At 46.5% G+C, this 16446-nt stretch carries 9 protein-coding genes; 4 read left to right on the forward strand and 5 right to left on the reverse strand.

Going from position 1 to position 16446, the window contains the following annotated elements:
- Window positions 1-158: 158 nt before the first annotated feature.
- The 3 genes from GO003_RS11025 to fusA all read right to left on the reverse strand — a co-directional run bounded on the left by GO003_RS11025 (window position 159) and on the right by fusA (window position 4677).
- Window positions 159-788: an MlaC/ttg2D family ABC transporter substrate-binding protein gene (locus GO003_RS11025; protein WP_159658679.1), complete on the reverse strand. Its 630-nt coding sequence runs from the start codon at window positions 786-788 to the stop codon at window positions 159-161.
- 229 nt (window positions 789-1017) lie between these two features.
- Window positions 1018-2349: a flavohemoglobin expression-modulating QEGLA motif protein gene (locus GO003_RS11030; protein WP_159658678.1), complete on the reverse strand. Its 1332-nt coding sequence runs from the start codon at window positions 2347-2349 to the stop codon at window positions 1018-1020.
- 243 nt (window positions 2350-2592) lie between these two features.
- A complete protein-coding gene (fusA, locus tag GO003_RS11035; protein WP_159658677.1) occupies window positions 2593-4677 on the reverse strand; it encodes an elongation factor G in 2085 nt (694 codons plus the stop codon).
- A gap of 636 nt (window positions 4678-5313) precedes the next feature.
- Between fusA and GO003_RS11040 the strand changes: the two genes are divergently transcribed.
- Window positions 5314-11214 (forward strand): PAS domain S-box protein, encoded by a 5901-nt coding sequence (locus GO003_RS11040; protein WP_159658676.1) that lies wholly within the window; start codon window positions 5314-5316, stop codon window positions 11212-11214.
- 354 nt (window positions 11215-11568) lie between these two features.
- Window positions 11569-11832, forward strand: a complete 264-nt coding sequence (locus GO003_RS11045) for a hypothetical protein (protein ID WP_159658675.1) — start codon at window positions 11569-11571, stop codon at window positions 11830-11832.
- 22 nt (window positions 11833-11854) lie between these two features.
- Here the strand turns inward: GO003_RS11045 and GO003_RS11050 are convergent, their stop codons facing one another.
- Both GO003_RS11050 and GO003_RS11055 read right to left on the reverse strand, forming a co-directional pair.
- The gene (locus GO003_RS11050) at window positions 11855-12862 is read right to left on the reverse strand and encodes a hydrolase (protein ID WP_159658674.1); all 1008 of its coding nucleotides are present in this window, start codon (window positions 12860-12862) and stop codon (window positions 11855-11857) included.
- 222 nt (window positions 12863-13084) lie between these two features.
- Window positions 13085-13963 carry a helix-turn-helix transcriptional regulator gene (locus tag GO003_RS11055; protein WP_231089187.1) on the reverse strand — a complete coding sequence of 293 codons (879 nt, stop codon included), beginning with the start codon at window positions 13961-13963 and terminating at the stop codon, window positions 13085-13087.
- Window positions 13964-14418: 455 nt separating this feature from the next.
- Between GO003_RS11055 and GO003_RS11060 the strand changes: the two genes are divergently transcribed.
- Both GO003_RS11060 and GO003_RS11065 read left to right on the forward strand, forming a co-directional pair.
- On the forward strand, window positions 14419-14889 hold the full coding sequence (locus GO003_RS11060; RefSeq protein WP_159658673.1) for a formate dehydrogenase subunit gamma: 471 nt from the start codon (window positions 14419-14421) through the stop codon (window positions 14887-14889).
- A gap of 2 nt (window positions 14890-14891) precedes the next feature.
- Entirely contained in the window at window positions 14892-16445 is a 1554-nt protein-coding gene (locus tag GO003_RS11065; RefSeq protein ID WP_159658672.1) for a formate dehydrogenase beta subunit, read from the forward strand.
- Window position 16446: the final 1 nt, after the last annotated feature.

A 16446-nucleotide genomic window follows, 5' to 3' on the forward strand; every position in this document is an offset into this window, starting at 1 on the left:
AGCTCCTTCGTCTTAGGTAGTGGTGTTTTTAAACATCTTTAAATTTAAACTCGGTAAAGTCGAATAAGACGATGCGCTTAACCGAATAACCCCCGCAAAAAAACTCTAGGTCAAGTGACTTAACCAGTCTGATTCGAGGGCTCTGATGTCAAGGCTTATTAATTCAGGCGGGATCTGCTGTTTTTGTCTACCAGACTTTGAATGACACCGTCGATAGAGCCGGTTTGGGCGATTTCCTGATTAAATGTAGTCCTGTAATTGGTGATAAGACTAATGCCCTCAATCATAATGTCGTAAACTTTCCACTCACCTTTTTTGTTTAATATCATCCGGTAGCTGATATTAACAGGTTGTTTGCCGGGTTGAATGACTTGGGCTCTGACTATGGTTCTGCCGTCGTCCTTCGAATCGTTATTAGGCATAAAAGAGATCTGCCATTCTTTATATTCCAGAAATGCCTGGGTATAGGTCCTGACAAGCAGTGTCTTGAATTCGTTCATAAATTGTTGTCTTTGATCAGTAGACGCTTTGCGAATATTGTTTCCCAACACCAGTAAAGAGACTCTCGGCATATCGACAAATTGCGAGACTACACCGTCAATAAAGTTTGCAGCTTGATTGAAATCATTCTGGTAAACGGGAAGTTTCAGGTTCTCCTGAATTTGAGTAGCGCTTTTTTTAATGACATCTTGGGCAGCCACTAAATCATCAGCAGCCAATGACAGTTTCGAAAACAAACTTAATGTAAAAATGAGTAAACCTAACGCATAAAACTGCCTGTTTTGCATAAATGCTCCTGAAGAAAAAAAGTGAAGGTATTTGTAATGAAATGGGCTTGATATTCAATAAAAATCAACCGTTTCATTATACAGTGAGTTTTTGAAATGAATTAACGTATCTGCTCATCACCTCTCATTTTATTGGGTGTAGGTACTTGATTTCAAAGGGCGCATGAAAAAACGTCCCTGTAGCTCTCTAAAACATTTCTGTTGCTGAAGCCTTTTCAATCAGTATGAATTAACTCAGCTCGCAATCGGGGCTAGGGGCAGGAGGCAACCGGGCAATATGGCGGAACATTTCGCTGAAATGCTCTTGTACATTATTGATATTGATTTGAGCAATACCGGATGAAAAGCCGAACCACACATAAAGACCATTCAAGTCTCTGAACATAGGCGGCAGATGTTCAGGCGGGCTGATTAAACCATCAAGATAGTGTTCATAAATTACGGGAATGTCGTCCAGTGTCACTTTGCCCACGAAGAGCATGGGTAAGATTTCAGGCACGCCTTCCAGTGTCGCGGTTCTGATGAAGTTAACCAGTTCAATAAAGCCTCTTACATAGGATAAGTCCTTCGTAAAACAAGCCCCGCCTTCAACCATGCCGCCTCTAAAGACCCGCTGCGCAATCGTATAGCTGTCGCTTGGGCTGATGCCGGAGTCACAGAAATAATGAAAAACCTCCAGAAAATCCGCACCTTGTTCGGCCATGTCAATGGCAATGACTCTGTCACTTACGCGCTTTGCCCGGTTCGGAAAGGAACTGAAGGTTAATGTCTCGATTAGAACGGCTAACCCTTCCTGTGTCGCGGTAATGCGGGGTGAGCCTACGCTAAGCCAGGTAGCCCAGGGCTGGTTGCGTCCGTTTAAGGTGGTTCCGACATGCACCCAGCCTTCGTGAACTTCCAGGACTTGCAGGTCAAGTTCCGAAAAGCTGGCATTTTTATTGATTTTTATTTTATCTCCTCCGGCTGAGGCATCCGAAACAATACCATCGTCCAGAACCACGCTTAGAGCACCGTCACCAAAATGATTCGACAAGCGATAAGATAAGCGTTGTACGGCGTCATCCGCTGAAAATACCTTGGGATAGGAGCGATTCAGATGTTTGGCGCCCGGTAATGAAAAAATGCCGCATAAACTTTCGCCGAGTTCTAACAGGCTTTTATTGTCGCCGCACAGATGGTCTTTGGCCGAACCGTAGAGTGATTGACTGTGCATTAAGAAATCGGGGGTGCCGCGCGTACGGAGTAAGCTGATAACCCGCATGTATTGTGTTGTTGTGTCCTGCAATATCAGGCCTAAGGGATCGGTTTTTCCCAATTCGCGTGCGATAGTCAGGCGAAGCTCATTCAGCGCTTCAAAAACCGCAGAGACATCGTAATTGGGTTTCTGTTTCTGATAAAACGCTGCGTCAACAGCGGGCAGTCTCCGAAATTTGTGGTCAAAAAATTCAGTTCTTATCTCGCGTGGCCACTTGATCGAATCCAAAATTTGAATCGGTTTTTGGATTTTGATTAACTGATTGGACAGAGCAAGTAACCGTTCCCGGTAAGTCGATTTGGTCATAAGTCAATCCTCAGTTTATTGCACACTTCGAGCATACTGATAATTAAGCTAAAGATCAAAAAAACCATCGATTGATGGCGTATTGGTTGAATCCAAATAATGTGGAGAAAAAGAGTGATAGTGGTGTCAGCAGGGGTAGTGACCCGTCAAAAGATAACGGTGAATAGTCAAAAATATGCAAAAAAAAGCCCCTGGCAAACGTGTTTACCAGGGGCTTTGAATCACTAATTAATTTCGCGATGCTTACTTTTTAGCGTTGCGTTCCAGTGTTTCTTTAATGACCTCGTCCGATACGTTTTTCGGACAAGGTAAGTAATGAGAAAATTCCATGGAGAACTGACCGCGACCTGAAGTCATAGTCCGCAAATCACCGATATAGCCGAACATTTCGCTCAGCGGAGCTTCGGCTTTGATCCGGACGCCAGTGACGCCCGCTTCTTGTGACTTAATCATGCCGCGGCGGCGGTTAAGGTCACCGATGACATCACCTACGTGATCTTCAGGAGTAAATACATCAATTTTCATGATCGGTTCAATCAGTTGTGGACCGGCTTTAGGAACTGTTTGGCGATAAGCGGCGCGGGCAGCAATTTCAAAAGCAATCGCCGAGGAGTCAACCGCATGGAAACCACCGTCAGTGAGGATAACTTTGAAGTCTAAACAGGGGAATCCTGCCAAAACACCTTTATCCAGACTGTTTTTGAAGCCTTTGTCAACGGCAGGCCAGTATTCTTTAGGTACGTTACCACCGGTAACCGCTGATTCAAAAACAAAGCCGCTGCCCGGTTCGCCTGGCTCAATTACGTAATCGATCTTCGCGTATTGGCCTGAACCACCGGTTTGCTTTTTATGTGTGTAACTGTCTTCAACCCGGCGAGTGATCGTTTCGCGATAAGCCACCTGGGGTTTGCCGACGATAACGTCAACGCCATGGGTTCTGCGTAGAATATCAACTTTAATATCCAAATGCAGTTCGCCCATCCCTTTAAGAATGGTTTCGCCGCTGTCAATATCGGTTTCAACGCGGAATGAAGGATCTTCCTGGATCATTTTGCCCAGTGCAACACCCATTTTTTCTGATGCGCTTTTATCTTTTGGAGCAACTGCGATCGAGATAACCGGGTCAGGGAAAACCATTGGCTCTAACGTCGCAGGCTCTTTCGGGTCACACAAGGTGTGGCCGGTTTGTACGTTTTTCATGCCCAGTACAGCAACAATGTCACCCGCTTGGGCCGAATCGATTTCAGCGCGGTTATCCGCATGCATTTCTACGATACGACCAATACGTTCGGTTTTACCGGTGAACGTGTTGAGAACGTTTGTGCCTTTTTCCAGTCGGCCCGAATAAATGCGTAAGAATGTCAATGCGCCGTAACGGTCGTCCATAATCTTGAATGCCAGCGCCCGTAAAGGTCTGTTTGGATCAACGATAGCGAAATTGCCCGTTTCGTTGCCTTCCAGGTCAACTTCCGGTTGCGGATTAACTTCGGTTGGGCTTGGCAGGTAATCAATAACGCCATCCAGAACCAATTGCACGCCCTTGTTTTTGAACGATGAGCCGCAAAAAGTAGGGAAGAAATCCATCTTGATAGCGCCTTTGCGGATGCAACGCTTCAGTGTTTCGATATCGGGTTCTTCGCCTTCAAGGTATTTTTCCATGACATCGTCATCTTGATCGACAACTTTTTCGATCAATTCAGCGCGCCATTTTTTAACGTCTTCCAGCATGTTGGCAGGAACGTCTGTGATTTCATAATTCATTGGGTCGCCTGAGTTATCCCAAATCCAGGCTTTTTCCGTCAATAAATCGACAACACCGACAAACTCATCTTCTGTGCCGATAGGCAGCGTCATTACAACAGGAACGGCACCCAAAACATCTTCAACTTGCTTAACCACGCGATAGAAATCTGCGCCGGTTCTATCCAGTTTGTTGACGTAGATGACACGAGAAACTTTTGAGTCATTTGCATAGCGCCAGTTGGTTTCGGATTGCGGTTCTACGCCCCCGGAGCCACAGAAAACACCGATGCCGCCATCAAGGACTTTCAGCGAGCGGTAAACTTCAATAGTAAAGTCAACGTGCCCGGGAGTGTCGATAATGTTAAAGCGGTAATCTTTCCAGAAACAGGTCGTCGCCGCAGATTGAATGGTAATGCCGCGTTCTTGTTCTTGTTCCATGAAATCGGTGGTTGCCGCGCCGTCATGCACTTCACCAATTTTGTGGATTTTTCCGGTGAGTTTGAGAATCCGCTCTGTCGTAGTTGTTTTCCCGGCATCCACGTGCGCGAATATGCCGATGTTTCTGTATAGCGATAGATCTGTCATGTTTGTACTCTAAAAGTTAAGGCTTAAGGCATAAAAAACTTTTCATCAGGACATGCCCGGGTTTCTTAGGGAAACACTTTTAATCACCGGTTTCTGCAGTGGGAATGGGGCTGCACTGCTAAAATCCAAAATGAAAATCATCAGCACTACTTTACGGCTCGAGTGACTGTGTTTAAGCATTCACCTGCGAGAGCTATCCCCTGCAAAACGCGTCCAGAATCGAAAAACCCCATATTGTAACCTAAAACTGAGATTAAACTAGCTTGAAATGATCTTAAGTAAATCCAAGAACTGAATAAGCCTCCGTATTTTTCTTAACGCCTAATCAGATCAATTTCAAAACGCTGTCTGGCTGGCCTAATCACTATAATGGCGGCATAAGGGTATTAAAATGAATGAACTTGATTTATGAGCTCCCGATTCTGTTCTTATTTATCTAAATATATGTGTTGCAGTAAAAGTTCTCAGCAGATTTATTTCTAATCACCTATATCTATTACATAATTTAAAAATACTTGTATCTGATGCTTTTGCTGGGCTAATCAGTCAGTTTTTCGGGAAAATTTCAGTAATGAAGCTTTCCAATCAGTAGGAGTTTAATGCCCCCTGTGACATTCGTTTTTAAGGAGTTAACACTTGAAATCAGTTTATGATCTGACCATAGCCGACATCATGAACGGTGAGGTATACCTCGTGTCTTCGGATTGTTTGCTGGGTGAAGCGGCCAGGCAAATGGCTGATGATCAAGTTTCCTCGATTGTCATAACGAATAACGGCAAACCGCTGGGAATTTTAACTGAGCGGGATTTGTTGAAACTGGCCCATGCTGATCGTTCACTTCTCACACCGATTAACGAGGTCATGACCTCGCCTGTTCTAACGATTAAGACAAAAAGCTCTATTGAAACGGCTTTAACACTGTTTCTTGATCGTCCTATCCGCCATCTTGTGGTTGTCGATGACTTCGATCGGGTTGCTGGAGTAGTCAGTGAATCTGACTTTTTCAGGCATATCGGACTGACGCTGGTAAGTCAGTTGGGGGATCTTAATGGAATTATGGATAAGGATTTGCCGCGCATACTGCCTTCCGCCGGTTTAGATGAAGCAATAGCCTTGATGCTGCTGAAACAAAGTTCCTATGTTTTAGTCATGGGCGATGCAAAGATGCTGGGAATTTTGACTGAGCGAGAAATTCCAGCGGTCATTTCTGCAATGAGCGCAGGTCCTTTACACTTGATCCCGGTAGGCCAAATGATGAGTCAGCCTGTCGTGACGGTGCCAAGCAATCTGGCGGTTCTTGATGTCTTGAAGCTTATGCAATCCAGGTTGTTGCGACATTTGGTGGTTGTTAATGACCAAAGCGAAGTGGAAGGTATTATCAGTCGTCACAGCTTAATGGAACGGATTGGAACCACTATTTTGCTGGCGGCGGCCCAGCATCAAAAAGACAAGTTAGCGGCGAACCGGCAGCATATTGAACAGCGTTTGCGTTTAGCGGTGGAGGTGACTCATCTGGCCTTTTGGGAAATTGATTATGTCAGCGGAAGGCTGCGTTTTCAGGAAAACTGTTTAAAAATATTAGGACTTGAAGCAGGTCAAGCGGCCAAGACTTTTGATGATTGGCTGGCGCTCGTTCATCCGGACGATAAGAACAATGTCCGGTCTCAATTTAATCAAGCGATGCAGCCTGACAATCCGTTGGTTGATGTGGTTTACCGAATGCAATCCAACCATTCGGATTGGCTTTGGCTGCATACACGCTCAAGGGTGGTCAGGCGTGATCAGCATGGGCGCCCGGAACTGAGCTTGTGCGCATCAATGGATATCACCGAGCGCAAGGTAAACGAACTGGCGTTAGCCGAAAGTCAGCAGCGCAATCAGCGTTTTATGGAACTGGCAAAAGAGGGCATTTTAACACTGGATGCAGGCGAGCAAATCACGTTTGCCAATAAGCGTATCTCGGCGCTATTGGGTTGGGCGGAGCCTGAGCTGATGGGACAGACTGTCAGTCGATTTATTCAGGATGAAGATCTGGACGATCATCGACGGATTATGACGGAGGTAAAACAAGGCTTGCCTGCTGAATATGAGCGACGATTGCGTGACAAAGCCGGACAAGCCGTATGGGTCAAAGTCACGACCTCGGCCATAACGGATGAGCATGATCAGTTTGCCGGCTGTTTTTCGATGCTCACCGATATTACGCTGCAAAAAAGGACAGAAGACCAGTTGTTCCGAACGGAAGCGCTTTTAAAGATGACGTTGGATTCAACCGACGAGGGCATTCTGGTCATCACTAGAGACAATAAAGTCCTGATTGCCAATCATCGTTATTTCGAACTTTGGCGTATCCCGGCTAATTTGGTAAACACACAAGACTACAGGGTGCTGCGTCAACACGTTTTGGGTCAATTAAGTGATCCGGATCATCTGGATCATTTAGGTTCAAGTCTTCATCTTGACAGGGATGTCATTCGCGACAAACTTTATTGTCAGGATGGAAGAATAGTAACGCGTAGCAGTAAGTCCCTGGTTATTAAAGACACCCCATGCCGCATCATTTCTTACAAGGACGTCACCCCTCAGGAATATTTAGAAACTGCATTGGCTGAACGTGAGGAAATTTACAGCGCAATTGTGACTCATGCCTCCGATGGCATTTGCCTGATTGATGTCGATACCTTTCGTTTTGTGGAATTTAATGATGCGGCTTGTCATACGCTCGGTTACTCCCGTGAGGAATTTTCCAAGCTGAGTATTCCTGATATACAGGGTGAACTGGATGCTGCTCAGGTGGCGATTAAAATTAGCGAAATAGTGCAAGCCGAAATCAGTGTTTTCGAAACAATACACCGAAATAAAAGTGGTGCGTTGATGAATATACGCGCCAACAACTTTCTGATCTATCTGAGAGAGCAGCCTTACTTGGTCGCCATTTGGAACGACGTATCCGAACGAACCAAAACGGAAGCACTGATTCATGCCAGTGAAATTCGATACCGCACATTATTCGAAAATTCAGCCGATGCCATTGCGATAATCCAGGATGGTTTGTTTGTAGAATGCAATGAAAAAGCCTTGCAGCTTTTTGGCTGTGGTCGTGGTGAATTGATAGGTGTCTCCCCGGCGGTTTTTTCGCCGCAGTTTCAACCGGACGGCTCAGATTCTGCGCGGTTAGCCCAAATTAAAATCGATCAAACCTTGGGAGGAAAACTCAACTTATTTGAGTGGCGGCATAAACAACTGTCAGGCGCTGAGTTTGATGCAGAAATTCACTTAAACTCTTTTAGCACGCAGGGGCAGGTTTTTATTCAGGCTATTGTCAGGGATATCAGTGAACGTAAACGTAATGATGCGGCCTTAAAACTCAGTGAAGTCCGGATGAGAACCCTCATTGAAACGATACCTGATTTGGTATGGCTAAAGGATCCCGAAGGTATTTACATGGCCTGCAACCGCATGTTTGAGGGGCTTTTGGGTGTTTCCGAACAAGAGGCGATAGGAAAATCAGATTATCATTTTTTTAGTCAGGAAGAGGCTGATTTTTTCAGAAAAAATGATCTTAAAGCGATTGAAGCCAATCAGTCCCTTGTTAATGAAGAATGGTTGACTTTTGCCGATGGCGGTTACAGGGGGTATTTTGAAACCATTAAAACGCCGATGTACGATAGTACAAACCAGCTGATAGGCGTAGTTGGTGTTGCACGGGATATTACTGATAGACTGGAAATGCAGTTGGCGCTTAACGAACGTATCAAGGAGCAGAAATGTTTGCATAATGTGTACAGCATTACTGAAAATGTGGAGCAGGATTTGGATGTGATGCTTCAAGAAGTGGTTGAACTGTTGCCTGAGGGTTGGCGGTATAGCGATATTGCCGGTGCCTGTATTGACTGGTGTGGAATGTTTTACACCAGTCCTTTATACAAGGACAGCCCCTATGCCCAGACAGCGGCTATCAAATTCAAGCAGGAACACAAAGGAAGTGTCACTGTTATTTATACAGAAGAGCCGCCGTTTAAAGTGGATTCCCTGTTTTTACGTGAAGAACGCACTTTGATTGATAGCGTAGCTGACCGTTTGGCAAGTGTTATAGACAGGCGGCAAACGGCTAGACTGCTTCGGGAGCGCAACGAAATTTTCCGTTCCATCGTCACACAGGCGTCGGTAGGTATTGTGTTGATGGATCCGGTTATGGGTCACTTTGTCGAGTTCAATTCGGCAGCTTGCTGGTGCTTAGGGTATACCCGGGAAGATTTCAAGCTTTTAGGTATTAAGGATCTTGTGCCCGCTTCAGCCAGGTATAGCAGTTCGACCATTCTTGAAACAGGTAATGATAATTTTGAAACTGTTTTGCTGCATGCAGACGGTCGCCTGCGAAACATGAATATTAGCAAGCAGATGATTAAACTGCAGAATTGTTACTTTATTGTTGCGATCTGGACGGATATCACTCAGCACAAAGAGCTTGAAAAATCATTGGCGTATGAGATGGAGCGCCGTCAGGCACTGATCGATAATTCCAGGGACGGCATCGTCATCATCGATCAGCAACATCGGGTGCGTGAGGCAAATCAGCGTTTTGCCGACATGTTGGGGTATACGGTCGAAGAGGTAATCGGTCTTTATACCTGGGATTTCGATACGTGTTTTTCACAAGATCAAATTGAAAATGGCTTTTCCAATCTGTTGCAGACCCAGACTATTTTTGAAACACAGCATCGTCGTAAAGACGGCATTATTTTCGATGTTGAAGTTAGCGCCAGCGGCACCGTTTGGGATGGCGAAAATCTGTTAATTTGTATCAGCCGGGATATAACTTCCAGGAAAATAGCCGAGCAGGAACTGAATAACTACCGGGATCATTTGGAGGAGCTGGTGCAAACTCGAACCGTTGAGTTGGTTGAGGCCAAAAGGCAGGCTGAAGAAGCAAATCGGGCGAAAAGCACGTTTCTGGCCAATATGAGCCATGAAATACGGACGCCGATGAATGCTATTCTCGGATTGACGCATTTGCTGCGAAACGCGAGTACCGAACCTCATTCCCGGAACCAATTAGGTAAGGTTGAAGATGCGGCTCAGCATTTATTGGCTATCATCAACGATATTCTCGATTTATCAAAAATTGAAGCTGGTCAATTGAGCATTGAGCAGAGCGAGTTTTCACTGCAACGCTTGATGGGTGATGCTCTAAGTATGATGAGCCAGCGAGCCGCCGAAAAGGGACTGCGGCTGGTTATGGTGACTGATCCAACAGTTCCTGCGGTTTTGATCGGTGATGCGCTTCGTTTGCGGCAGATGCTAATTAATTTTATCAGTAATGCGGTCAAGTTTTCCGTCTCCGGACAAATTACAGTGACATCCCAGATTATTAACGCAAACGAAGAATCGATTATGCTGCGTATTGCTGTCAAAGATCAGGGTATCGGTTTGGCAGATGGTCAAAAGAAAAAACTTTTCAAAGCATTTACCCAGGCTGATGAGTCGACTACCCGAAAGTTTGGCGGCACGGGTTTGGGATTGGCGATTACCAAGCGTTTAGCTTTGTTGATGGGGGGTGACGTAGGCGTCGAAAGTCAGCAGGGAAAAGGCAGTATTTTCTGGTTTTCCGTTGTATTAGGTAAAACCAAGAGTCAGAAAATTCCTGAGCAACTGCCCTCCTGTTCTTGTAAGGAGGGTAACGCGGCTGAGCAGACTTTGCGCAGTCAATATGCAGGTGTCCGGGTTCTTGTTGCAGAAGATGATCTTGTTAATCAGGAGGTTGCCCGCGAATTACTGGCAGCAGTTGGCTTACAGGCAGATATTGTCGATAATGGTCTCAAAGCAGTGCAGCAAATGGAAGTGCGGCGTTATGCCCTGGTTTTGATGGATATGAAAATGCCGGTAATGGATGGTATGGAAGCAACACGTTTAATTCGTCTGGCATCTGGTAATAATGATGTTCCAATTTTGGCTATGACGGCAAATGCTTTTGACGAAGATAGACGGCTTTGCTTAAATGCGGGTATGAATGATTTTATTGGCAAACCCGTTGATCCCAATCTGCTTTACCAAGTCCTATTAAAGTGGTTGATGAATGAAAATACTGGCACAACTAAACTTAACGATGATAAAAAAGATAAGGATGATCAGTCGTTAAAGTCTCTTTTAACGGGTCTTGATGGCGTCAATTTAGATGCCGGACTAAGCGTCGTCAGAGGCAATCTGGCCAAGTATGCCAAGCTGCTTAAAATGTTTGTAGAAGGGCATGGGCACGATGTCGTTTTAATGAGGCACCATCTGCAAGAAGGTGAAATGGAAGAGGCCAATCGCTTGTCTCATACGCTGAAGGGCGTTGCTGCAACGCTGGGCCTGGAAGTCATTTACAGCAAAGCCGCAGCCTTGGATCTGGCTATACATCGCGGCCAGCCAGTGGATGTTATTCTGGCGGAATTGGCTGAAGTCGATCGGGTGTTGAGGCCTTTTTTGCAGTTCGTAACGCCTATAATCAATCAAGGCCAAGGTTTGGACGCGCAGCCTTCTTCTGATTCTGACTGAGTCGTAAGCTGCATACAAGGCGCTGGATGTTGTTGCCCTTAAGTCGGGTAATCAGATTAAAACTTTTGACTTTGAAAAAGCGTTGTTTACCGTAAAAAACTTAAAAATTCAGTGCCCGTCCGGTTAAGCATTTTTGGATAGCTTGATTCTGCTCCTCATTCCGGCAGGGATTGCCCGATTCCAGTCCCCAGGTATCGATCGACGCTCGCAACCCAACCATAAACGCCATTGCCTTGAAAAGTTGGGTTGGCTAGCTCCAACCGCAACCTACGCGGTGCGTCACCTTAGTTTTGTTGCTCCGCTGAATAGTTACAAGTCTTGTTTCATTAAATCCTGATTTAAAAGGAGTGCCTCATGAATTTCAAGCTTTCAAACAGTATCAATTTCCGGAAATTTCGCGCGAAACCCTTCGATATTGGGATTGCGGTCATTTTTGCGTTGGTTATTTTCAAGCTTTGGAGCCTTTATGCCAGTGCTAATCTTGATGAAGGGCAATGGGAGCAATTCAAACAAGAACACCAATGCAAACAGTTGGTTAGCGAGACAGGAACGCAGCGATTAAGCTGGCAGTGTGATGACGGCCGTGTCTATTATCGCTGGAGACAGCAACGAGAATAAAGGATTTCAGATAGCCAATTAATCAGCCGTTTTCGGACTGTTTGAATTTCTCATCGAAAAAGTTAGGGATCCGTGTCTCCAGCCAAAAGACAGGTCTTAAGGGCAGGCGGCCTGAAACGAAACCGACATGTCCCCCTTTCGGGGTAAATTCCAATTCGACGGTTGCCGAAACCTCATTCAAAGCCGGCAGCACTTCCTGTGTCATAAAGGGGTCATCCTCAGCCTGAATCAGCAATACCGGTACGGTAATCGATTTGAGAAACTGGCGTGAGCTGGAGCGCTGGTAATAGTCGTTGACATCCTTGAAGCCATGCAATCTGGCGACAACCCGGTCATCGTACTGCCAGAATGAACGGATATTCGATAAATCACCCAGCTGCCTGATTCTGTTTAATTCTCCGTGTCGGCCTATACGCTCCAAATGCTGCTCTTTTTTTGACATGTATTCTTTAAGTTCTTTTAACAGGTTCTTACGGTATAGCCGCGACATGCCTTGGTCCAGTTTGGTTGCACAATGACCCAGCAGCAGCGGGACTGACACGGCCACGGCGCCAAACAGATTCAAACTGTCACCTTGTTCGCCCAGCCATTTGAGCAAAACATTCCCGCCCAGAGAGAAGCCGGCAGCGCCCAGCGGCGTATGAGGTTCGCGTTCACGCAGTGTTTGATATAAAAAATGGATATCTTCAGTCTCGCCCGAATGATAACAGCGGGCGCTGTTGTTGGATTGACCGCTGCATCCACGAAAGTTGAGTGCAGCACTTCGAAACCCTTTTTTTAACAAAGCGGTTTGCAGGCCTTTGATGTAACCCGACTGTGAACTTCCGGTTAGTCCATGTAATAGCATGATTAAAGGCTTTGGACCGGTTCCGCAAAAATCCACATCGATAAAGTCATCATCCGGCGTCGTCAGCCGTTCCCGGAAATAGTCCGGCGGATTGGGTACGCTTCTGAACAATGACGGATAAATGGTTTGCAAATGTTGGTTGTTCAGCCACCAGGCCGGTTTGAAGGTCGATTGAATAGACATGTTTAGATAAAAGAAATGGGTTTTGGCGCAATTTTAATACGATTGACCTATTGGAAATCAATTAAAAGCGGGCGAGTATACCTTTCGCACTTCAAATTTCGGCAGTGCCTAAGGAGGCACCGGGTTGTTCGGCATAGAGCCTATAGGGATGGTTTTACGGCGTCCTTTGGCGGGCACCCCGGTGCCGAATTTCGATCTACGATGGGTATACTTACTCTTTACCTAACGTAAATTCAAAACGACTTTACCCGCACCCGATAAATCATAACCGCCCAGTTCCCTGGCTTTTTCTGCAAACGCGGGAGTACGGGTAAATTCAAGCAGGCGTTGAACCGGAGGTTCGAAATAATCATAACGCCGCATCACCAGATCGAAGCGTTCTTTTGTCAACGGGATAAAATCCAGATGCAGTTGCATCGCGACTGAGGCTACGGCGATACCGGCATCGGCTTTGCCGCTGGAGATGGTCAGACCTACATCGATTTCGGTTCGGGCGGGTTTGTCAGCGATTTTGATGTGTGTCTTGTCTATCCCTGATTTTTCAAGCAAATGGTCCAGCAAAATGCGGCTCCCTGCACCGCTTTGTCTATCGATTAAGACCGCTTTCTTGCTGATCAGATCGTCGAGGGAAGTGAGTTGCAAAGGATTACCCGCTGCGACGACCAGGCCTTGTTCACGCCAAGCCCACTCGATGGCGACCACGCTGTGATCCGGTAACGCGTTTCTAATGACCGGGACATTGAATTCGCCGCTTTCGGTATCCAGAACATGCATGCCGCAGATCAACGCTTCACTTGACGCAAAGCGGCTCAGTCCTTCCATGCTGCCGGTTGCCTGCATGGCCATAGGCAGGCTGCTTTCCCGTAAAGCCCATTCCAACAGTGGGTCATGACTGCCCACGACAATTTCAGGAACGGTTCTGAATAACGTGTCTTGAGAGACCGACTCGCTGTTTTGCATCAGCCACATATCGATCAAATACCTGGGGAAAAGCCATTTTCCGGTCACGCGGGTGCAGGGAATTTGTTTTTGAGTAATTAAATCGTAAATCTTGCGTTCTTTTACGCGCAAATATTCGGCAACCTCATGAACGGTCATCATGTCGGACAAGGGGCAGACCTCGCTAAAAACATTACTGGGGGCAACAATATAGCGAGCTTATCAGGTCCTCGCAATGCGAGTGTATGGCCGGCTTTTCCGTAAGGCATTATCAGAAACAGTGATATTAATGTCATAAAAATGTGATTTTTACTAATCAAACTTTGTTCATATAATTAAAAGGCATAAAAAATAAGGAATAAATCAATTTAATGAGTCATTCTACAGTTTGTTTAAATAGGTTTAATTATGTGTTTTTTACAAAAGAGTATTCTCATGATATTCTCGAGAGTAGAGCTAAATTGGCCTGCTTTCCTTAACATAAGGATTTACTACGCCTGTCAGATTTAAAAAAAACGTCGGTTTAGTGACTGCCGGCTCTATTCCAAGTGACTTTTAATTACCCGGCCCCGATCCGTCAGTGTCTGAGCCGATCCGGATCGCATAGCGAGATAAATATGACTGAAACCGCTTCGATGCAAACGACATTGCAAGATATCACTACCCGCCTCAAGGATAAGCCCGGCGCTTTGCTGCCCATCCTGCATGAGATTCAAAATGCATTTGGCTATATACCCAAAGACAGCATTACTGTTATCGCCTCAGAACTGAACTTGTCACGCGCGGAAGTGCATGGTGTGATCAGTTTTTATCACTATTTCAGGGAGTCGGCTCCGGGTCATCATACGATTCATTTATGCCGTGCAGAATCCTGTCAGGCTATGGGCAGTAAGCAGTTGGAAGCGCATGTCAAAAACCGGCTGGGTATTGATTTTCACGAAACGACTCCGGACGGCAAGTTCTCTTTGGAACCGGTTTATTGCCTAGGGCTTTGTTCCTGTTCACCGGCGATGCAGATTGACTCGGAGGTTTTCGGGCGGGTTTCTCCGGAAACCTTTGATCGTTCGCTAGCCAAGATAGGAGCTTAATCATGACGGTCACTGTTTATATCTCTTGTGATTCAGGCGCACTAGCGTTGGGCGCGGAACGAATTGCCCAGTCAGTCAGTCGGGAAGCGCAACAGCGCGGTATCGATATCCGCTTGATTCGTAATGGCTCAAGAGGCCTGTTCTGGCTGGAACCTTTAGTGGAAGTGCAGACTGATCAGGGCCGAATCGCTTATGGACCGGTGCAGGGCCATGATGTCTCCGGATTATTCGATTCAGGATTTCTGAACGGCAGTCCGCACTCCTTATTTTTGGGTTTAACAGAAGAGCTGCCGTTTTTCAAAAAACAGCAACGCCTGACTTTTGCCAGGGTCGGGCTAACCGATCCGGTCAGTCTGGAAGATTATCTGGCGCATGACGGCTACCGCGGTCTCCATAATGCGCTGACCATCAGCGGTGCAGACATTGTCAGGCAGGTGACCGATTCCGGCTTGCGAGGCCGTGGCGGCGCAGCATTTCCCACCGGGATCAAATGGAATACGGTGTTGAATGCCGAGGCGGATCAAAAATACATTATCTGCAATGCGGATGAAGGTGATTCGGGGACTTTTTCCGATCGCATGGTGATGGAAGGTGATCCGTTTGTGCTGATTGAGGGGATGACCATCGCCGGTATTGCGGTAGGAGCGACGCAAGGCTATATCTATTTACGCGTTGAATATCCGCATGCTCATAAAGCGCTGACTACGGCAATCGCCAAGGCATATGCGGCAGGCTATCTGGGTCAAAACATCCTGGGTAGCGGCAAAACTTTCGATTTGGAAGTCCGCCTGGGTGCCGGCGCTTATGTCTGTGGTGAAGAAACTTCGCTAATGGAAAGCCTGGAAGGCAAACGCGGATTGGTCAGGTTTAAGCCGCCACTGCCCGCAATCAGCGGATTATTCGGTAAACCGACTATCGTCAACAATGTCATTTCTCTGGCTTCAGTTCCAATTATTCTCGACAAGGGCGGTGAATTTTACCGCGATTTCGGTATGGGCCGTTCGCGTGGAACCCTACCGGTACAACTGGCCGGTAATATCAAATATCCGGGCTTGGTTGAACTGGCATTCGGTTTGACCTTACGTGAATTGCTTTATGACTTCGGCGGCGGTTCAGCCAACGGAAAACCGATCAAGGCGGTGCAGGTTGGCGGTCCTTTGGGAGCCTATTTACCTGAATCACAATTCGATATACCCCTGGATTATGAAGCGTTTGCCGCAATTTGGGCCGTTGTCGGGCATGGCGGCATCGTGGTTTTCGATGACACCGTCGATATGGCGGAAATGGCCCGTTATAGTATGGAGTTTTGCGCCATAGAATCGTGTGGCAAATGCACACCCTGCCGGATAGGCTCGACGCGCGGCATGGAAGTACTGGATGACATTATCAATGGCCGCGAACTCAATAAAAACATTCCGTTACTGCGCGATTTGTGCGACACCCTTCTCAATGGCTCCCTGTGCGCCCTGGGCGGAATGACGCCTTATCCTGTTTTAAGTGCCTTAAACCATTTTCCGCTCGATTTCGGACTGACCGATCAAGCTGACGCGGCTTAAA

Origin of the sequence: Methylicorpusculum oleiharenae (genome assembly GCF_009828925.2) — a bacterium.
Taxonomy (GTDB): domain Bacteria; phylum Pseudomonadota; class Gammaproteobacteria; order Methylococcales; family Methylomonadaceae; genus Methylicorpusculum; species Methylicorpusculum oleiharenae.